16 protein-coding genes are annotated in these 18,285 nt (G+C 69.9%); 8 read left to right on the forward strand and 8 right to left on the reverse strand.

The window, feature by feature from the left end; genetic code table 11:
* Nucleotides 1-93: 93 nt before the first annotated feature.
* The 5 genes from E9232_RS24625 to ubiG all read right to left on the reverse strand — a co-directional run bounded on the left by E9232_RS24625 (nt 94) and on the right by ubiG (nt 5,104).
* Nucleotides 94-1,170 (reverse strand): acyltransferase family protein, encoded by a 1,077-nt coding sequence (locus E9232_RS24625; protein WP_309798509.1) that lies wholly within the window; start codon nt 1,168-1,170, stop codon nt 94-96.
* A 64-nt stretch (nt 1,171-1,234) separates the two neighbouring features.
* A complete protein-coding gene (locus tag E9232_RS24630) occupies nt 1,235-2,191 on the reverse strand; it encodes an NAD-dependent epimerase/dehydratase family protein (protein WP_309798511.1) in 957 nt (318 codons plus the stop codon).
* Nucleotides 2,179-3,321 (reverse strand): glycosyltransferase family 4 protein, encoded by a 1,143-nt coding sequence (locus E9232_RS24635; protein WP_309798513.1) that lies wholly within the window; start codon nt 3,319-3,321, stop codon nt 2,179-2,181. The genes E9232_RS24630 and E9232_RS24635 overlap by 13 nt, the downstream gene beginning before the upstream one ends.
* Before the next feature lie 139 nt (nt 3,322-3,460).
* Nucleotides 3,461-4,336, reverse strand: a complete 876-nt coding sequence (locus E9232_RS24640) for an NAD-dependent epimerase/dehydratase family protein (protein WP_309798514.1) — start codon at nt 4,334-4,336, stop codon at nt 3,461-3,463.
* An 18-nt stretch (nt 4,337-4,354) separates the two neighbouring features.
* Nucleotides 4,355-5,104, reverse strand: a complete 750-nt coding sequence (gene ubiG, locus E9232_RS24645) for a bifunctional 2-polyprenyl-6-hydroxyphenol methylase/3-demethylubiquinol 3-O-methyltransferase UbiG (RefSeq protein WP_309798516.1) — start codon at nt 5,102-5,104, stop codon at nt 4,355-4,357.
* 138 nt (nt 5,105-5,242) lie between these two features.
* Between ubiG and E9232_RS24650 the strand changes: the two genes are divergently transcribed.
* From E9232_RS24650 to E9232_RS24685, 8 genes are all read left to right on the forward strand, one after another.
* A complete protein-coding gene (locus E9232_RS24650) occupies nt 5,243-6,463 on the forward strand; it encodes an aspartate kinase (RefSeq protein ID WP_309798518.1) in 1,221 nt (406 codons plus the stop codon).
* Between the two features lie 13 nt (nt 6,464-6,476).
* On the forward strand, nt 6,477-8,759 hold the full coding sequence (ptsP, locus tag E9232_RS24655; protein ID WP_309798520.1) for a phosphoenolpyruvate--protein phosphotransferase: 2,283 nt from the start codon (nt 6,477-6,479) through the stop codon (nt 8,757-8,759).
* A 238-nt stretch (nt 8,760-8,997) separates the two neighbouring features.
* Nucleotides 8,998-10,059: a helix-turn-helix domain-containing protein gene (locus E9232_RS24660; RefSeq protein WP_309798522.1), complete on the forward strand. Its 1,062-nt coding sequence runs from the start codon at nt 8,998-9,000 to the stop codon at nt 10,057-10,059.
* Between the two features lie 181 nt (nt 10,060-10,240).
* On the forward strand, nt 10,241-11,380 hold the full coding sequence (ispG, locus tag E9232_RS24665) for a flavodoxin-dependent (E)-4-hydroxy-3-methylbut-2-enyl-diphosphate synthase (protein ID WP_309798524.1): 1,140 nt from the start codon (nt 10,241-10,243) through the stop codon (nt 11,378-11,380).
* A 74-nt stretch (nt 11,381-11,454) separates the two neighbouring features.
* Entirely contained in the window at nt 11,455-12,534 is a 1,080-nt protein-coding gene (gene prfA, locus E9232_RS24670; RefSeq protein WP_309798526.1) for a peptide chain release factor 1, read from the forward strand.
* Nucleotides 12,535-12,536: 2 nt separating this feature from the next.
* Complete coding sequence (gene prmC, locus E9232_RS24675) at nt 12,537-13,403, forward strand: peptide chain release factor N(5)-glutamine methyltransferase (protein WP_309798528.1); 867 nt, start codon at nt 12,537-12,539, stop codon at nt 13,401-13,403.
* Between the two features lie 148 nt (nt 13,404-13,551).
* On the forward strand, nt 13,552-14,841 hold the full coding sequence (locus tag E9232_RS24680) for a DUF4167 domain-containing protein (protein WP_309798532.1): 1,290 nt from the start codon (nt 13,552-13,554) through the stop codon (nt 14,839-14,841).
* Nucleotides 14,842-15,047: 206 nt separating this feature from the next.
* The gene (locus E9232_RS24685; protein WP_309798534.1) at nt 15,048-15,554 is read left to right on the forward strand and encodes a PRC-barrel domain-containing protein; all 507 of its coding nucleotides are present in this window, start codon (nt 15,048-15,050) and stop codon (nt 15,552-15,554) included.
* A 70-nt stretch (nt 15,555-15,624) separates the two neighbouring features.
* Here E9232_RS24685 and E9232_RS24690 read toward each other — a convergent pair whose 3' ends face one another.
* From E9232_RS24690 to E9232_RS24700, 3 genes are all read right to left on the reverse strand, one after another.
* Nucleotides 15,625-16,425 (reverse strand): cytidylyltransferase domain-containing protein, encoded by an 801-nt coding sequence (locus E9232_RS24690; protein ID WP_309798536.1) that lies wholly within the window; start codon nt 16,423-16,425, stop codon nt 15,625-15,627.
* A gap of 71 nt (nt 16,426-16,496) precedes the next feature.
* Complete coding sequence (locus tag E9232_RS24695; protein WP_309798537.1) at nt 16,497-17,435, reverse strand: electron transfer flavoprotein subunit alpha/FixB family protein; 939 nt, start codon at nt 17,433-17,435, stop codon at nt 16,497-16,499.
* Nucleotides 17,436-17,452: 17 nt separating this feature from the next.
* Complete coding sequence (locus E9232_RS24700; protein WP_309798539.1) at nt 17,453-18,202, reverse strand: electron transfer flavoprotein subunit beta/FixA family protein; 750 nt, start codon at nt 18,200-18,202, stop codon at nt 17,453-17,455.
* Nucleotides 18,203-18,285: the final 83 nt, after the last annotated feature.

The following is an 18,285-nucleotide window of genomic DNA, read 5'->3' on the forward strand; positions in this document are numbered from 1 at the left end:
CTGTCGTTCTTCGGCCGAGCGCGCCGGCCCGATTCCACCCGAAACAATCATGCTCCAAGCATCGCGGCGGCTTCCGGGAAGCCGCGCCTCCTCTCAGGGGTCCAGCGAGACGGGCGCGGCACCCCGCGGCGCCCGGTCGGCGATGGCCCGGTTGATCCGCTTGCCCAGCTCGATCGCCGGCTTTTCCAGCACATGGAAGATGGCGTGGGCCAGCACCAGCGACAGCGCGACGGCCAGCGCGATCCTCGCCAGGGCGTTCAGCCCCGGGGCGAAGGCATCGGCGACCAGGTCGATGGCCTTCTTCGCATGGTTGTGGAACAGGTAGAGCGAATAGCTGATCCGCCCCAGCCAGACCGCGGTGCGGCCCTCCATGCGGATCCGGGTGGACAGCAGCATGAACAGGGCCAGGGCGATGTAGTACGACAGCATGTACCGCACCCAGTACTCCTCGAGGCCGAGGTCGATGTCGTAGGCCAGGAGGCTGATGGGCGGCATCGCCACGAGGTAGAGGGCGAGCATCCAATATGCGTAGCGCCGATGCTGGGCCGACTGGTTCAGCGTCGCCTCGCGCCACAGCGTGCCCCAGAACATGATCGACAGCGACAGCGGCACCGCGACCGGGGCCTTCCGCTCCAGGTAGAAGCGGGCGACGGCCAACAGCAGTGCGATCACCAGGAAGCCGATACTGGCGGCGAAGACGAACCGGGCGGAATAGAGCAGCCCGAGCGCGAAGGCGACCGCGCATGAGACGTAGAACAGCAGCTCGATGAACAGGGTCCAGTAGATGCCGATGATGTTGGGCTGCCCGAGGGCGGTCTGCGCCATCGTCACATTGGCGAGGATGGTGCGGGCGGATGGCAGGGCCTCGCCGGCGATCGCCATCAGGGCGATCCAGGCCACCATCGACAGCCAGTAGGCCGGGTACAGGCGCAGGATGCGCGAGACGGTGAAGCGCGCGATCGGGGCGGGGCCGCGCGGGAAGCTGTAGGGAATCACGAAGCCGCTGATCGCGAAGAAGACGATGACGCCGACCTTGCCCGGGTCGACGACATCGTAGATCAGGTCGCGCAGCGCGCCGGTCGCGATCGGCTGGAAGTTGTGCATCCACACGACCAGCAGGGCCGCGATGCCGCGCATCGAGTCGATATAGGCGAGACGGCCCGGCTTCATGGGACGAGATGTCCTTCGTTGGCGCGGCGTTGCCGCCGATGGCGTCCCTGGCCGGGCATGTCGGTCACGCGATGGGGGTGGGCTGCCGGGCTTCGGTTCCCAGCGTCTGTTTTACCAGATCGGCCAGGCCTTCTTCGAGCGTGAACTTCGGCGCCCAGTCCAGGGCGGCACGGATCTTGGTCGTGTCGGCCGACAGCGACGGCCGGTCGAACTTCCGGAACTGCTTCTGGTCTTCGATGATCGGCCGCGGGTCGCCGGCGAAGCGCTTGATGGTCTCGACCACGTGACGCACCGGCGTCGGGATCGACGAGGCGACGTTGAACGCCTCGAATCGTCCGGTGTCCTTGAACAGGGCGGCGATCGCGGCATCGGCGATGTCGGAGACGTGGATGAAGTCGCGGGTGGCGCCGAGATAGCCCATCTTGATCTCGGGCTGCGACCGGTCGCGCATGCGGTCCAGGGCGTCGGGGATCAGGTGGGGGTTGGTCTCGCCGGGGCCGAAGGCGTTGGCGAAGCGCAGGGCGACGGCGGACAGCTTGTCGTTGGTGCGCGTGGCATAGGCCAGCAGGTGTTCGCCCAGCAGCTTCGACAGGCCGTAGGCGTTGACCGGGCTGGGCTGGTCGGCCTCGCGATGCACCACGTCGAGCGGCGCGTAGACATCCATGGTCGAGGCGAAGACGATCTTGCGCGCCGGCGTCCGCTCGAGGGCGCGGAGGACGAGCTCCGTGCCCCGGACATTGGTGGCGAAGGTCTCGTCCGGATGGCTCATGCAGTAGGGGATGAAGTGGATGGCGGCGAAATGGATCGCCCCGTCCGGCTGGAACCGTTCCACCGTCTCGATCAGCTCCGGGCCGGCGCAGGTGCCGAGGTCGAGGCGCTTGAGCGTCGCCTCGGCCGGCAGGGAGCTTTCGCGGCCGAAGGACAGGTTGTCGATCGCCAGGATCTCGTGGCCGTCGCGCGCCAGGCGTCGGGTGATCTGGCTGCCGATGAAGCCCGCGGCGCCGGTGATCAGAATGCGCATGAGTCCTGAACCTTTGGTTTGGAGATGTCGGTGCCGGCCCGGCCTTCGAGCTGCTGCGCGAGGGCCTGCCAATCCAGTTCGTCGGCGCGGGACAGGCCCTGCCGTGAGAAGTCGTCCCATCCTGCCGAAGCCGCGACCAGGCCGCGGGCGAAGGCGTCGACATCCGGTGCCGTGACCACGCCGCAGGCATAGTGGTCGACGATGGCGCTGGTGCCGTTCTCGGCGAAGCTGGCGGTCACCGTCGGCAGGCCGCTGGCCATCGCCTCGGCGACGATGCGCGGGAAGCCCTCGCGCCGGCTCGGGATCGCCAGCAGCCGGGCCGAGGACAAGAGGTCGATCTTCTGCCGCTCGGTGACCGACCCGAGGATGCGGATGCGGGCGGCGGCGGGCGAGGCGGCGGCATGCGCGCGCACGGCCGGAAGCTCCGGCCCGTCGCCGGCGATCACCAGCTCATCCAGACCGGCTTTGCCGCGGCCGTCATCCCCGGCGGTGTCCAGCCGGGCGAAGGCGTCGATCAGCAGGGACAAGTTCTTGTGCTCGGTGACGCGGCCGAGATAGAGGATGCCGCGGCGGTCATCCGCCGGCTGGCTGCGATAGGCCGTCCGGCGGATGCCGCTCGGGATGTAGAAGACCGGCCGTCCGGACGCGGCGCCGATCTGCTCGCACACCGCCAGGCCGACGCCCATGTTCTGCCCGCTCAGGCGCGGCAGCGTGCGCTGCAGGAAGCGGTAGAACCCGGCGTTGCGCACCTCGCACCAGTCGAGGATGGCGGTCTTGCGGGCACGGCGCGGCGCGAAGGCGATGTGCGCCAGCGGCCATTGGTTGAACAGGGTCAGGTCGAAGCTGCGCGCCTTCAGCACGCCGCGGACCCACCAGGCATATCTCAGGATGGTAATCGGATTGCGCGGCAGCAGCCGGGACTGCGGCCTCTGGTAGTGCTCGTCGACCGGGAACCGATGCACCTCAATACCGTCGGCAATTTCGCGCGCCGGCAGAATCCGTTTGTGCGAGATGCAATAGACCGAGACATTGTGGCCCCGTTCCCGAAACACCTGCGCAAGCTCGGCAAAGCGAATTTCCTGTCCGCCAATGCTCGGCGGATACAGTTCCGTGAAAATGCCGATGTTCATTCCGGGCACCAACGAGCAGCATCACAATACGTCATGTGTCTATGTTCTTTTTGTCCTTAATTTGGCAACTGGATAACACGGCCACGTTTGGCGATGAAAGGCCGAATCCGCCGCCCTCAGGCGCGGGCCGGCGGGGGCCTCAGCCGCCCCTGGGCCGCTGGGGCCAGGCCTCCAGCCACAGCTGTTCCGCTAGCGCCTCCCGGAAATTGTACTGCGGGGCGTATCCCAGGATCTTTCGCGCCGCGTCGATCGCGATCACCCGGTCGATCGCCGCCGGCAGCCGCCAGCCGAGCTGGCGGTAGGCCCCTTCGACGAAGGGATGGCGGCGGCGCAGGGCCGGCAGCGGGTCCTGGCGCAGGCCTGGGCAATCCTCCGGCGTGAAGGCGCTGGCCGCGGCGATGTTCAGGATCGGGCTGCCGGGGATCGGCCGCTCCGCCGCCAGGATGTGGGCGCTGGCGACATCCCGCATGTCGACGCCGCGGTACAGCCGGTCGTTGACCGTCTCGTTCGCCGCCGCCGGGAAGAAGCGGCCGCAGCGCAGGACCACGCAGCCATCCGGGAACTCAGCCGCTGCGGCCAGGACCAGCGCCTCGGCATCGCGCTTGGTCTCCTCATAGAGGGTCTCCGGCGCCACCGGCAGCGCCTCGGTCACCCAGACCGCCGCCGTGGCGGATCGTATCGCGGCGCCGTACAGCGCCGTGGTGCTGGTCAGCACCAGCCGCCGCACCCCGGCCGCGCGCGCCGCCGCGACCACCGCCTCGGTGCCGCCGACATTGGTTTGGCGCATCTGGTCGACCGAGGCCGGCGCGCCGGGGCCGCCGTTGAGGCCCGCGGTGTGGATCACCACCCGGGCGCCGCGAAAGGCCTGGGCCAGGGTGGCGCGGTCCAGGATGTCGGCGCGGTGGGTGACGGTCGGCGCCTCCATCCGGTCGATCCCGGCCACCGGCCCGGCGCCGAGCAGCGAGGTGGCGATGCGCGATCCGAGATAGCCGGCGGCCCCGGTGACGACGATCATGGGGGCAGGACGATCATGTCAGCCCGGCTTCGCCGCGGTCAGGATGTAGTTCACCGCCAGGTCGCGCGGGGCCAGGCGCCAGTCGCCGCGGCGCGGATCCGGCACCATGCCGGCGATGTCCCCGACCGCCAGCCCGGACCGGCGCAGCGCTGCTGCCAGCTCGTGCGGCTTCAGGAACTTCTTCCAGTCATGGGTGCCGCGCGGGATCATCCGCAGCAGATATTCCGCGCCCAGGATGGCGAAGGTCCAGCTGCGGCTGGTGCGGTTCAGGGTCGACATGGCAAGGGTGCCGCCGGGCCGCAGCAGGGTGGACAGGGCGCCGCAGAAGGCGTCGACATCGGCGACATGCTCGACGATCTCCAGCGCCAGCACCGCGTCGAAGCGGGCGCCGGACGCGGCGAGATCCTCGGCGCTGCCGTGGCGGTAGTCGATCGCCAGCCCGGATTCGGCGGCATGGGCGCGGGCGACGCCGATCGCCTCGGCCCCGGCATCGACCCCGGTGACCTCGGCGCCCAGCCGGGCCATCGGCTCCGACAGCAGGCCGCCGCCGCAGCCGATGTCCAGCACGCGCAGGCCGGCCAGCGGCTTCGGCGCCAGCGGGTCGCGCCCCAGCCGGGCGCACAGCCGGTCGCGGATGTAGCCGATGCGCAGCGGATTCATGCTGTGCAGCGGCCGGAACTTGCCGTCCGGGTCCCACCAATCCGCCGCCATCGATTCGAAGCGGGCGATCTCGGCGGAATCGACCGTCGCCGCCGGGCTTTGCGCCATCACGGAAGGTCCTCGTCTCTGAGTTGCGTCGGGCGGTTGCGTCGGTCCGTGCGACGCAGTATGGGTAGCGGGCTTCGCGGCCGCAATGCCGGCATTCCGGCGCGGGGCGCCCCTGTCACCTCAAACCCGCGGCGGCCAATGGCGCGCATTGTTCAGAAGTTTGGCGGCACCTCGGTCGCCGATGTCGAGCGGATCAAGAATGTCGCACGTCGCGTCCAGGCTGAGGTCGCGCGCGGCAATCAGGTCGCGGTCGTGGTGTCGGCGATGTCCGGCGTCACCAACCAACTGGTGAAGTACTGCAACGACATCGCGCCCCTGCATGATCCGCGCGAATACGATGCCGTGGTCGCCTCGGGCGAACAGGTGACGTCGGGCCTTTTGGCCCTGGCGCTGCAGGAGATCGGCCTGCCGGCGCGGTCGTTCCAGGGCTGGCAGGTGGCGATCCACACCGACGGCGCCCACGCCAAGGCCCGGATCCTGGACATCGACGCGACGCAGCTCGAGGCATCGATGGCGCGCGGCGAGGTCGCGGTGATCGCCGGCTTCCAGGGCGTCTCCTCCGCCGGCCGCATCACCACGCTGGGCCGCGGCGGGTCGGACACCTCGGCGGTCGCCCTGGCGGCGGCGCTGAAGGCGGACCGCTGCGACATCTACACCGACGTCGACGGCGTCTACACATGCGATCCACGGATCGTGCGCAAGGCGCGCAAGCTCGATAAGATCACTTACGAAGAGATGCTGGAGATGGCGTCGTTGGGCGCCAAGGTGCTGCAGACCCGTTCGGTCGAGATGGCGATGAACCATCGGGTCCGGGTCCAGGTGCTGTCCAGCTTCGAAGACGTGCCCGGAACCCTGGTCGTGGACGAGGACGAGATCGTGGAGAAAGAGGTCGTCAGCGGGATTGCCTACAGCCGGGACGAGGCCAAGATCACCGTCGTGCGCGTGCCGGACCGGCCGGGCGTGGCGGCGTCGATCTTCGGCCCGCTGACCGACGCGAACATCAACGTCGACATGATCGTCCAGAACATCTCCGAGGACGGCCAGGCGACGGACCTGACCTTCACCGTCGGCAAGGCGGACCTGGAGCGTGCGGTCAAGGTGCTGTCCCAGTTCAAGGACGGGCTCGGCTACAGCCACCTGATCCCGGACGAGAACGTGGTCAAGATCTCGGTCATCGGCGTCGGCATGCGCAGCCATGCCGGCGTCGCCCAGCGCATGTTCAAGGCGCTGGCCGAGAACGGGATCAACATCCAGGTGATCTCGACCTCGGAGATCAAGATCAGCGTGCTGGTCGCCGAGCAGTACACCGAGCTGGCGGTCCGCGCGCTCCACACTGCCTACGGCCTGGACAAGGCCTGATGGGGCCGGCCTGATGACCCGGCCGGCGGGCGGGCCCGCCCCGGGCATCGGACCGTCGCGCCGTCTGCTCGCCCGCCTGCGCGACGTCATGGCGGGGTCGGGCACGGCCCAGGCGCGCCTCGACAAGATCGTCACCCTGATCGCGGCCGAGATGGTGGCCGAAGTCTGCTCCTGCTACGTCGCCCGTCCGGGCGACGTGCTGGAGCTGTTCGCCACCATCGGCCTGAACCCGGATGCGGTGCACCGCACCCGGCTGCGGGTGGGCGAAGGCCTGGTCGGCGAGGTCGCGACGACGGCGCGGTCGCTCGCCATCGCCAACGCGCCCAGCCATCCGAAATTCGCCTATCGCCCGGAAACCGGCGAGGACCCCTACGAATCCTGGATGGGCGTGCCGATCCTGCGCGGCGGCAAGGTCCGCGGCGTGCTGATCATCCAGAACCAGATGCGGCGCAACTATTCCGAGGATGAGGTCGAGACGCTCGAGACCATCGCCATGGTGGTGGCCGAGCTGATCGTCGGCGGCGAGATCGCGCGCCCGGGCGAGGTGGCCAGCCCGACCGCGGTGTCGCTGCCCACCCGGCTGCACGGCCTCGCCCTCAGCGGCGGCCTGGCCCAGGGGCTGGCGGTGCTGCACCGGACCCAGATCACCGTGCGGCAGATGATCGCCGACGATCCGGTGGCCGAGGTCGAACGGCTGCGCCAGGCGGTCGAGTACATGCACCGCTCGCTCGACGACCTGGTGGCCGACCACCGCGCCGGCGGCATCGGCGAGGGCGAGGACATCCTCGAGACCTATCGCATGTTCGCCGAGGACCGCGGCTGGCTGAACCGGATCCACGAGGCGATCGACACCGGCCTGTCGGCCGAAGCGGCGGTGCAGCGCGTCCAGAACGACATGGCCGCGCGCATGGCCCGGGTCGGTGATCCCTATCTGCGCGAGCGGCTGGCCGATTTCGACGACCTGGCCAACCGCCTGCTGCTGCACCTGGCCGGCCGCACCTCGGCGGCGGCGCTCGGCACCCTGCCCGACGACATGATCCTGATCGCCCGCGCCATCGGCCCGGCCGAGCTGCTCGACTATGACCGGCGTAAGCTGCGCGGCCTGGTGCTGGAGGAGGGGTCGGCCACCAGCCATGTCGCGATCATCGCCCGCGCCCTCGACATCCCGGTGGTCGGCCGCTGCATCGAGGCGATGCGGCTGATCGAACCGCTCGACCCGATCGTGGTCGACGGCGACCATGGCAACGTCTTCGTGCGTCCGTCGGAAGACGTGATCGACACCATCACCAAGGCGATCCAGACCCAGGTCGGGCAGCGCCGCCTCTACGCCGAGGAAGCGCGGCTGCCGGCAGTGACGCGCGACGGCGTCGCGGTCTCGCTGTTGCTGAACGCCGGCCTGCTCTCCGACATGCCGCATCTCGACGCGGTCGGCGCCGACGGCATCGGCCTGTACCGCACCGAGATCCCGTTCATGGTGCGGTCGGAATATCCCAGCGTCGCCACCCAGACCGATCTCTACGCCCGGGTCATCGACCTGGCGGAGGGGCGGCCGGTGGTGTTCCGCACCCTCGATGTCGGCGGCGACAAGCGGCTGCCCTACTTCGCCGAGATGGATGAGGAGAACCCGGCCCTGGGCTGGCGCGCCATCCGCATCGGCCTCGACCGGCCGGCGATGCTGCGGCAGCAGCTGCGGGCGCTGATCCAGGGTGCCGCCGGACGGCCGTTCGGGGTGATGTTCCCGATGGTCGCCGATGTCGGTGAGCTGGATGACGCCCGGGCGCTGTTCGACCGCGAGCTGGCGCGGGCCGCGGCGCAGGGCGTGGCGGTGTCGTCCGACCTCCGCGTCGGGGTGATGCTCGAGGTGCCGTCGCTCTTGTGGCAGCTCGACCAGGTGCTGACCGCGGTCGATTTCGTCGCCGTCGGGTCGAACGACCTGATGCAGTACCTGTACGCCGCCGACCGCACCAACACCCGCGTCGCCGCGCGCTACGACACGCTGTCGCCCGGCCTGCTGGCCGCCCTGGCCGAGGCGGTGTCGCGTTGCGATGCCGCCGGCCGCAGGATCAGCCTGTGCGGCGAGATGGCGTCGCGGCCGATCGAGGCAATGACGCTGCTGGGCTTGGGATTTCGATCCTTGTCGATGCCGGCGACGGCGATCGGCGCGGTGCGCACCATGGTCCGCAGCCTCGATCTGGCCGAATTCTCGCGCTGGCTGGCGCGGGTGCGGGTCGCCTCCCGCGGCTCGCTCCGCCCCGCAATACGGGACTATGCGCGCGACCATGATGTCGTAATATAGTGCGAAGGATCCGGATTCGTTTTGCCGTCCGGATGGAATCGTCTAAATAAAGACTGTCGTCTCTGTCGTGGGGGGAGTGGGCCTCGACATCATGACAGAACGGCGTGCCGGCTTTCCTCTGCAACATCTTCGGTCAGCACAAAGCGGCTCGAACGACATGGCCCAAAGCAACCGCAAACATCTCGCCGTGGTTCCTGAAGCGGCGGAGTCCCCCGACGGTCACCCAGACACGACGCCAGTGGACGACGTGATCGACATGAACGCCCCGGTCGGCCGCATCCTCGCCCAGGCGCGCGAGCATGTCGGCTACAGCCTCTATGACGTGGCCGCGACGCTGCGGATTCGCCATGGGCTGCTCCAGGCGATCGAGGATGGCCGGCACGAAGACCTGCCCGGCCCGGTCTACGCCATCGGCTTCATCCGCACCTATGCCGAGTTCCTGGGCTTCGACGGCGACCAGATGGTGGCCCGCTACAAGCAGGAATCGACCGCGGTCAAGAAGAAGCCCGACCTGGTGTTCCCGGCGCCGGTGCCCGAGGGCAGCCGCATCCCGGGCGGCGCCATCCTGATGATCGCGGTGCTGATCGGCGGCCTGGCCTATGCCGGTTGGTACTATCTCTCTTCCGCCAACCGCGACGTGGCGGAAGAGATCGCGGCCCTGCCCTCGCGCTTCGCATCCCTGCTCGACGGCAACACCCAGCCGAACCCGAATCCGGGGCCGGTGGTGCAGCCGGCCGCCCCGAACAGCGCGCCGAACCTGCAGGCGGCGGCCCCCGCGGCCGAACCCGGCCCGGGCGAGCGGATGACCGCCGGCCCGATCGTGCCGGGCCCGACCGCCCCGGCCGGCACGCCGGCCCTGCCGATGCCGGCCGAGGCCCAGAGCGCGGCGCTCGCGCCGCCGTCCCCGGGCGCGGCGCTGCCCCCGGCCGCGACCGTCGCGCCGCCGGCCCCGGCCGCACCGCTGACCGCCTTTGACCGCCCGCTCGGCGCGGCCCTGGCGAACGAGCCGCCGGCCCCGGTCGTGGGCGACGGCCACATCGTGCTGCGCGCCACCGCCGACAGCTGGGTCCAGGTCCGCGACCGCCAGGGCGGGCTGGTGATGACCCGGGTGATGGCGGCGGGCGAGACCTATGCCGTGCCGTCGCAGGACGGCCAGCGGCTGACCACCGGCAACGCCGGCGGGCTGCAGATCGAGGTCGACGGCCAGCCGGCCACCGCCCTCGGCGCCCCGGGCCAGGTCGTGCGCAACGTCGCGCTCGATGCACAGAAGCTCCGCGGTGGTCCGGCGACCCCCAATTGACCCTGGGCGGCGCTCGTTCGACCCAGGCCGGATCCCATCGGATTTGGGATGCGGCCGGCGCCGGGCTATCATGCGTTTGGTCGCAGCGGCGCCCCGCGGATTGCAGGAACGCCGCCATGGGGCCATGTTGTCGCGAAACGCCATCTCGCCGCCAAACGAACGCATCACCTAAGGTCCTGTCATGAGCGCCGTCCGCGCCTATCGCCAGATCCAACGCCGCAAGTCCCGTGTGATCCATGTCGGCAAGGTGCCGGTGGGCGGCGATTCGCCGATCACCGTGCAGTCCATGACCAACACCCGGACGACGGACATCCAGGGCACGATCGACCAGATCCGCCAGCTCGAGATCGCCGGGGCCGACATCGTCCGCGTCTCCTGCCCGGACGAGGAATCCAGCGCCGCGCTGAAGTTCATCGTGCCGGAAGTGACCGTGCCGATCGTCGCGGACATCCATTTCCACTACAAGCGCGGCATCGAGGCGGCCCAGAACGGTGCCGCCTGCCTGCGCATCAACCCCGGCAACATCGGCTCGAAGGAGCGGGTGGCCGAGGTGGTGAAGGCGGCCAAGGACTACGGCTGCTCGATGCGGATCGGCGTCAATGCCGGGTCGCTGGAGCGCGAATTGCTGGAGAAGTACGGCGAACCCTGCCCGGAGGCGATGGTCGAGTCGGCGCTCAACCACATCCGCATCCTCGAGGACCACGACTTCTTCAACTTCAAGATCTCGTGCAAGGCGTCGGACGTGTTCCTCGCCGTCGCCGCCTACCAGGCGCTGGCCGAGGCCTGCGACTATCCCCTCCACATCGGCGTCACCGAGGCCGGCGGCCTGCGCAGCGGCACGGTGAAGTCCTCGGTGGGCCTGGGCATGCTGCTGTGGGCCGGCATCGGCGACACCGTCCGGGTCTCGCTCTCCGCCGATCCGGTCGAGGAGGTCAAGGTCGGCTTCGACCTGCTGAAGTCGCTCGGCCTGCGCCATCGCGGCGTCAACATCATCTCCTGCCCGTCCTGCGCCCGGCAGCAATTCGACGTGATCAAGACCGTCGAGGTGCTGGAGCAGCGGCTGGCCCACATCACCACCCCGATGACGGTCTCGGTGATCGGCTGCGTCGTCAACGGCCCGGGCGAGGCGACGATGACCGACATCGGCTTCACCGGCGGCGGCAAGGGCACCCATCAGGTCTACATCAACGGCCTGCCGAATCATCGGCTGAAGGATGAGGGCATCGTCGACCACCTGGTCTCGCTGGTCGAGGACAAGGCCCGCCAGATCGACGCCGAGCGGGCGATCGCCGAGGCGGCAGCGGCCCAGGCGGCTGAGTGATGCGGCGCCTGTCCGGCCGCTAGCGGGCCCGGTCCCCTCTCCGACCGGCCCCGTTCCCTTGACTTGAGCATCCCGTGCATCTCGACGAAAACCTGAACCGTGTCCTGTCCCGCGTCGCGGAGCTGCGCGACGGCATGGGCACCGGCAAGCTGACGCCGGACCAGTTCACCGCCTTCTCCAAGGAATATTCCGAGCTCGAGCCGATCGCCGACGAGATCTCGGCGCTGCACCGGGCCCGGGCCGAGCTGGCCGAACTCGAGACGCTGGCCGCGACCGAGACCGACCCGGAGATGAAGGCCCTGGCGCAGGACGAGCTGTTCGCCCTGCGCGACAGCCTGCCGGGGCTGGAGCGGCGGGTGCAGGTCCTGCTGCTGCCCAAGGACGAGGCCGACGATCGCAACGCCATCCTCGAGGTTCGGGCCGGCACCGGCGGCGACGAGGCGGCGCTGTTCGCCGCGGATCTGTTCCGGATGTACCAGCGCTACGCCGCGATCCGCGGCTGGCGCTTCGAGGTGCTCGACATCGCCGAGACGCCGCTGGGCGGCTACAAGGAGGCCTCGGCCGAGATCAACGGCCGCAGCGTCTTCGCCCGGCTGAAGTTCGAAAGCGGCGCCCACCGCGTCCAGCGCGTGCCGGAGACCGAGACCCAGGGCCGCATCCACACCTCTGCCGCCACCGTGGCGGTGCTGCCGGAGGCGGAGGAGGTCGACATCCAGATCGACGACAAGGATCTGCGCATCGACGTGTTCCGGGCCCAGGGCGCCGGCGGCCAGCACGTCAACAAGACCGAAAGCGCGGTCCGCATCACCCATCTCGCCACCGGCATCGTGGTGGTGATGCAGGACGAGAAATCGCAGCACAAGAACCGCGCCAAGGCGATGAAGATCCTGCGCGCCCGGCTGTACGAGGCCGAGCGCGCGGCCAAGGACGCGGTGCGCGCCGCCGACCGCAAGAGCCAGGTCGGCTCCGGCGACCGGTCGGAGCGGATCCGCACCTACAACTTCCCGCAGGGGCGGGTCACCGACCACCGCATCAACCTGACGCTTTACAAGATCGAGAAGGTGCTGGCGGGCGAGGCGCTGGACGAGCTGGTCGAGGCGCTGATCGCGGAGGACGAGGCGGCCCGCCTCGCCGCGCTCGCCGACCAGCCCTGAGAGTGGTGAGAATCGCCGAGGCCCTGCGCGACGGCACCGCCCGGCTGGCCGCAGCCGGCATCGACAGCGCCGTCTCCGACGCCCGCATCCTGCTGATGGCGGCGCTCGGCTGCGATCGGACGGGGTTGCTGTCGCGCGCGGCGGAGGCGCTGCCGGATGCGGCGGCCGCCCGCTATGCCGGCTTCCTGGCGCGGCGGGCGGCGCATGAGCCGGTGTCGCGCATCCTCGGGCACCGCGAGTTCTGGAGCCTCGATTTCGCGCTCGGCCCGGCGACGCTGGACCCACGCCCGGACAGCGAGACTTTGGTCGAGGCGGCGCTGGCCGCCTGCCCGGACCGGCCGCTGCGCGTGCTCGACCTCGGCACCGGCACCGGCTGCCTGCTGCTGGCCGTGCTGCACGACCGGCCGGCCGCCTTCGGCCTCGGGGTCGACCGCAGCGAAGCCGCCGCCGCCACCGCCCGCGCCAACGCCAGGGCGCTGGGCCTGGCCGACCGGGCGGCCTTCCTGGTCGGCGACTGGGCCACGGCGCTCGACGCCCGCTTCGATCTCGTGCTGTCCAACCCGCCTTATATTCCGGAGGCGGAGATCGCCGCGCTGGACCCCGAGGTGCGCGACCACGACCCGCATCTGGCCCTGTCCGGCGGCGCCGACGGGCTGGACGCCTATCGGGCGCTGGCGGCGGCACTGCCCGGCCTGCTGGCCCCCGGCGGCACGGCGGTGGTCGAGCTGGGCATCGGGCAGGCGGCCGATGTGGCGGCGCTGTTCCGGGCCGCCGGCCTTGACATTGCCGCCACGCCGCACGATCTCGCAGGCATTCCGCGCTGCCTCGTGGCGAAAAAAGAATTTGGCCCGGCGTCGGAATGCCGCTAGGGTTCAGCTATTCCGTTCATTCCGGACTTGACCGCACGAGGCGGCCGCCGATTCGGCGTTGGAAGGGACGAGGACGCTGGGCCCTGCCGCATCAGGCGGCATTGTGGCACGGCAGCGTGGCAAACAGCGATCTGCAGAAGCAAGGCTGATGAGACCAGGACCGAATTCACGGCGTGCGCGCGGCAGAAATAGCGGCGGGGGCGGCGGCGGCGGGGGTGGCGGTGGTGGTGGAGGAGGCGGGGGCGGCGGCGGTGGTAATCCGCAGCGGCGCTCGAACAGCCTGCCCAACCGCAACCAGACCATCGACAGCAACGGCCCGGATATCCGCATCCGCGGCAATGTCTTCCAGGTCTATGACAAGTATATGGGTCTGGCGCGCGACGCCCATTCGTCGGGCGACCGCGTCATGGCCGAAAACTACCAGCAGCACGCGGAGCATTACGTCCGCATCATCAATGCGATGAACGAGGCCTATGGCCAGCCGCCGCATCAGCAGCCGTCGCCGGACGGCAGCCGCGAGCAGCCGGGCGTCGATTCCGATTACGATCCGCTGACCAGCCCGGCGCCCCAGCGCCGCGAATTCGAGGCGCGCAGCGAGGGTGGCGATCGCCCGCAGCAGCAGCAGCGCCGCGATTTCGAGCCGCGGGGCGACAATGGCCAGCAGCGCCGGGACTTCGAACCGCGCGGCGAGACCAACGACCGCCAGCCCCGCCGCGAATACGAAGCCCGCGGCGAGAATGGCGATCGCCAGCAGCAGCCGCGCCGGGACTTCGAGCCGCGCAGCGAGAATGGCGAGCGTCCGCCGCGGCGGGAGTTCGAGCCGCGCAACGAGGGCGGCGACCGGCCGCCGCGCGAGCAGAACTATCGCGACCGTGACGGCCGTCCGCCGCGCGACCGCGACCAGAACGCCCGCGATCCCAACCGCGAGCAGCAGGGCCAGCCTCGCGGCGAGCGCTTCGCCGGCCAGCGCGACGGCCGGCCGGACTATCGCAACGATCGGCAGCAGCCCTCGCTGCGCGACCTGAACGCGCCGCAGCCGCATGTTCCGGGCCCGCTCGAATCGCCCGCGCTCGAAGATCCGGCCTCGGCCAGCTTCGGCGCCGACCCGCGGGACCAGGAAGACAGCACCGTCGGCAGCAGCGTCGATATGGAACTGGCATTGCCGGCATCGATCGTCGCCCGTCCGCGCCGTGGCCGTCCGCCGCGCGCCGTGGCGCCGGCCGAAGTCGCCGCACCCTCGGCCGAAGCTCCGGCGCCCGTCGCGCCGGCTCCGGCGCCAGAACCGGCCCCGGCCCCTGTGGCTCCGCCCGAAGCATCGGCCCAGCCGGCCCTGCCCGGCGTGACCGCGGGTGACGAGGCGCCCGCGGCGCCGAAGCGCCGGCCCGGCCGGCCGCGCAAGGTCAAGCCGGTGGAAGGCAGCGAACCAAGCGGCGAGTGATCGTTCTGCAGATCCAAAGGAAAACCCGGCTTCGGCCGGGTTTTCTGCTTTCAGGCCACAGGTGAAGCGATTCGCAGCGAAACGCTTTCCTCACCAAAATCCAATAAGTCGATGAAACCGCGGTAGAGATTCGGGAACCCGATCCCGAAACCTTCTGTTGTCGAGGTATCCCTGGCGAGATGCCTTGCTGGACAGGAGAATAGATCATGCGAACCACCCTGATGGCTGCCGCTTCTGCTTTGGCCCTTCTGGCTGTGCCGGCCATGGCGCAGACCACGACCGGCACGACGGCGCCGGCAACCACCACCGCGGCGCCCGCGGCCACGACGGCCGCCCCCGCGGTCACGGCGGGTGAACAGACGCTGCCCGACAGCCACATCCTCGGCTCCGACCTGATCGGCGCCAGCGTCACCAACGCCAACGGCGATTCGATCGGCAAGACCTCCGACGTGCTGGTCACCAAGGACAGCAAGACGGTCGACGCGGTGGTGATCGATGTCGGCGGCTTCCTCGGCATCGGCTCGAAATCCGTCGCCATCCCGCTGGAGCAGCTGACCATCGGCGCGCGTCCGGACCAGGGCGTGAAGACCGCCATGACCAAGGAGCAGCTGGAGGCGCTGCCGGCCTTCGAGGGCCGCAAGGCCGAAGCCCCGCCGCCGGCCGGCGGCACCATGGGCGGCAGCTCGACCACCGGCACCACATCCGGCGGCTGATGCGGCTGGGACACTGCTCGGGTCTCGGCGGGCCGGCGCTCCGAAGAGCGCCGGCCTTTTGCCGTCGGCGTCAGAGAGGGGTGAAGTGGCCGGGCGTGCCGCGCACCTGGCGGAAGCCGAGTGGGGCCGGCGCGCTCAGGCGCGCATGGTCGATCCGGGCCGCGTTCATCGCGGCGAGGGCCGGCGTCTCCGCCAGGGCGGCCACGATCGAATGCCAGTCCTGCGGGGCGTCCCGGGCTTCCAGCGCCGCGGCCAGGGCGCGGGCGAACTCCAGGTCTTCCGGATAGTCGACCGTCATCCGCAGCGCGGCGTGGCCGGTGTCGGACGGCGCGGCCTGCAGGTTGACGCGGTCGCAGTCGGGATGCCGCCGGATGTAGGGCGAGACATGCTCGCGGTCCGGGGTCAGCGTCGCCTCCCGCTCCGCCCGGAACAGCCAGTCGGCGGTCATGATCTCGCAGTCCAGGCCGTGCGGATAGCTCGACGGGGCGCAGTTGGTGGCGTAGTCGGCCGCGGCCTCGCGCTGCAGCGCCACCACATCGCCGCACAGCACGGGGTCGATGAAGGGGCAGTCGGAGGTTACCCGCATGATTTGGCTGGCCCCCACCAGGCGGGCGGCGCCGGCGTAGCGGGCCAGCACGTCGCTTTCGGAACCGCGGAAGGCGGTGCAGCCCACGCGCTGGGCGGCCTCGGCGATCACCTCGCCCTCGGCGGTATCGACCGTGGCGCAGCACACCACGTCGATGCCGGGGATGGCCAGGCAACGCGTCAGGCATTCCTCCAGCACGGTGCGCCGGCCCAGCCGCTGCATCACCTTGCCGGGCAGCCGCGTCGATCCCATCCGGGCCTGGATGATTGCAGCCGTCACCGCCATCGAAGGACTCCCTGTCGATCAAAAAACGGGCGCATCCGCCGGGATGCGCCCGTTGAACCGTCCGTTCCGGCTCAGCCCTTCTTCAGCTCGGCCTCGAGCTCCGGGATCAGCTTGAACAGGTCGCCGACCAGGCCGTAATCGGCGACCTGGAAGATCGGCGCCTCTTCGTCCTTGTTGATCGCCACGATCACCTTGGAATCCTTCATCCCGGCGAGATGCTGGATCGCGCCGGAGATGCCCACGGCGATGTAGAGGTCCGGCGCCACCACCTTGCCGGTCTGGCCGACCTGGTAGTCGTTCGGCACGAAGCCGGCGTCGACCGCGGCGCGGCTGGCGCCGATCGCGGCGCCGAGATGGTCGGCGATGCCTTCCAGGATCTTGAAGTTCTCCGACGACCCCATGGCCCGGCCGCCCGAGATGATGATCCGGGCCGAGGTCAGCTCCGGCCGTTCGGACTTGGTCAGCTCCTGGCCGACGAAGCTCGACAGCCCGGCATCGGCCTTGGCCTCGACCGTCTCGATCGCGGCCGACCCGCCTTCCGCCGGCGCGGCGTCGAAGCCGGCGCCGCGGACGGTGATGACCTTGATCGGGTCGCTCGACTGCACCGTGGCGATGGCGTTGCCGGCATAGATCGGGCGCTCGAAGGTGTCGGCGCCGATCACCGCGGTGATGTCGGAGATCTGCTGCACGTCCAGCAGGGCCGAGACGCGCGGCAGCAGGTTCTTGCCGGCGCTGGTGGCGGTGGCCAGCACATGGCCGTAGCCCTTGGCGAGGTCGGCGACCAGCGGGGCCACCGTCTCGGCCGGCTGGTGCTCCAGGGCCGGCGATTCGGCCAGCAGCACCTTGGTCACGCCGGCGATCTTGGCCGCAGCCTCGGCCGCGGGGCGGGCGCCGGACCCGGCCACCAGGATGTGGATGTCACCGCCGATCTTCTGGGCCGCGGTGACGGCGTGCAGCGTGGCGGCTTTCAGCGTGGCGTTGTCGTGGTCGGCTACGATCAGGATCGACATGTCTTTCATCCCCGCCTTCAGATCACGCGCGCTTCGGTCTTCAGCTTGGCGACCAGCTCCTGGACGCTGCCGACCTTGACGCCGCCCTTGCGCTTCGCCGGCTCGACCACCTTCAGGGTCTTCAGCCGCGGCGCCGGGTCGACGCCCAGACCGGCCGGGGTGATGGTGTCGAGCTGCTTCTTCTTCGCCTTCATGATGTTCGGCAGCGACGCGTAGCGCGGCTCGTTCAGGCGAAGGTCGGTGGTGACGATCGCCGGCAGCTTGACCCGGATGGTCTCGAGCCCGCCATCGACCTCGCGGGTCACCAGCGCCGTGCCGTCCTCGATCACCAGCTTCGAGGCGAAGGTCGCCTGAGCCCAGCCCAGCAGGGCGGCCAGCGACTGGCCGGTCTGGTTGGCGTCGTCGTCGATCGCCTGCTTGCCCAGGATCACCAGCTGCGGCTGTTCCTTGTCGACCAGCGCCTTCAGCAGCTTGGCCACGGCCAGCGGCTGCAGCTCGACATCGGTCTGGACCAGGATGCCGCGGTCGGCGCCCATGGCCAGGGCGGTGCGGATCGTCTCCTGCGACTGCGCCGGCCCGATCGACACCGCGACGATCTCGGTCGCCTTGCCGGCTTCCTTGATCCGGATCGCTTCTTCGACCGAGATCTCGTCGAAGGGGTTCATCGACATCTTGACGTTGGCCAGGTCGACGCCGGACCCATCGGCCTTGACCCGGACCTTGACGTTGAAGTCGATCACCCGTTTGACCGGGACCAGGATCTTCATCGGCTCGCACTCCATCGGACGGCGCTTTTTACGCTGCGGTATGACGCTTTTAGGGCCCAGGGACGGGATCGGCAACCGCCCCG

It is taken from the genome of Inquilinus ginsengisoli, from assembly GCF_031453975.1.
GTDB classification, from domain to species: domain Bacteria; phylum Pseudomonadota; class Alphaproteobacteria; order DSM-16000; family Inquilinaceae; genus Inquilinus; species Inquilinus ginsengisoli_A.

What these genes read in the sequence shown, in the direction of transcription:
- E9232_RS24625 (WP_309798509.1), bottom strand. Translation starts at nt 1,170, where the DNA reads ATGAAGCCGGGCCGTCTCGCCTATATCGACTCGATGCGCGGCATCGCG.
- E9232_RS24630 (WP_309798511.1), bottom strand. Translation starts at nt 2,191, where the DNA reads ATGCGCATTCTGATCACCGGCGCCGCGGGCTTCATCGGCAGCCAGATC.
- E9232_RS24635 (WP_309798513.1), bottom strand. Translation starts at nt 3,321, where the DNA reads ATGAACATCGGCATTTTCACGGAACTGTATCCGCCGAGCATTGGCGGA.
- E9232_RS24640 (WP_309798514.1), bottom strand. Translation starts at nt 4,336, where the DNA reads ATGATCGTCGTCACCGGGGCCGCCGGCTATCTCGGATCGCGCATCGCC.
- ubiG (WP_309798516.1), bottom strand. Translation starts at nt 5,104, where the DNA reads ATGGCGCAAAGCCCGGCGGCGACGGTCGATTCCGCCGAGATCGCCCGC.
- E9232_RS24650 (WP_309798518.1), top strand. Translation starts at nt 5,243, where the DNA reads ATGGCGCGCATTGTTCAGAAGTTTGGCGGCACCTCGGTCGCCGATGTC.
- ptsP (WP_309798520.1), top strand. Translation starts at nt 6,477, where the DNA reads ATGACCCGGCCGGCGGGCGGGCCCGCCCCGGGCATCGGACCGTCGCGC.
- ispG (WP_309798524.1), top strand. Translation starts at nt 10,241, where the DNA reads ATGAGCGCCGTCCGCGCCTATCGCCAGATCCAACGCCGCAAGTCCCGT.
- E9232_RS24680 (WP_309798532.1), top strand. Translation starts at nt 13,552, where the DNA reads ATGAGACCAGGACCGAATTCACGGCGTGCGCGCGGCAGAAATAGCGGC.
- E9232_RS24685 (WP_309798534.1), top strand. Translation starts at nt 15,048, where the DNA reads ATGCGAACCACCCTGATGGCTGCCGCTTCTGCTTTGGCCCTTCTGGCT.
- E9232_RS24690 (WP_309798536.1), bottom strand. Translation starts at nt 16,425, where the DNA reads ATGGCGGTGACGGCTGCAATCATCCAGGCCCGGATGGGATCGACGCGG.
- E9232_RS24695 (WP_309798537.1), bottom strand. Translation starts at nt 17,435, where the DNA reads ATGTCGATCCTGATCGTAGCCGACCACGACAACGCCACGCTGAAAGCC.
- E9232_RS24700 (WP_309798539.1), bottom strand. Translation starts at nt 18,202, where the DNA reads ATGAAGATCCTGGTCCCGGTCAAACGGGTGATCGACTTCAACGTCAAG.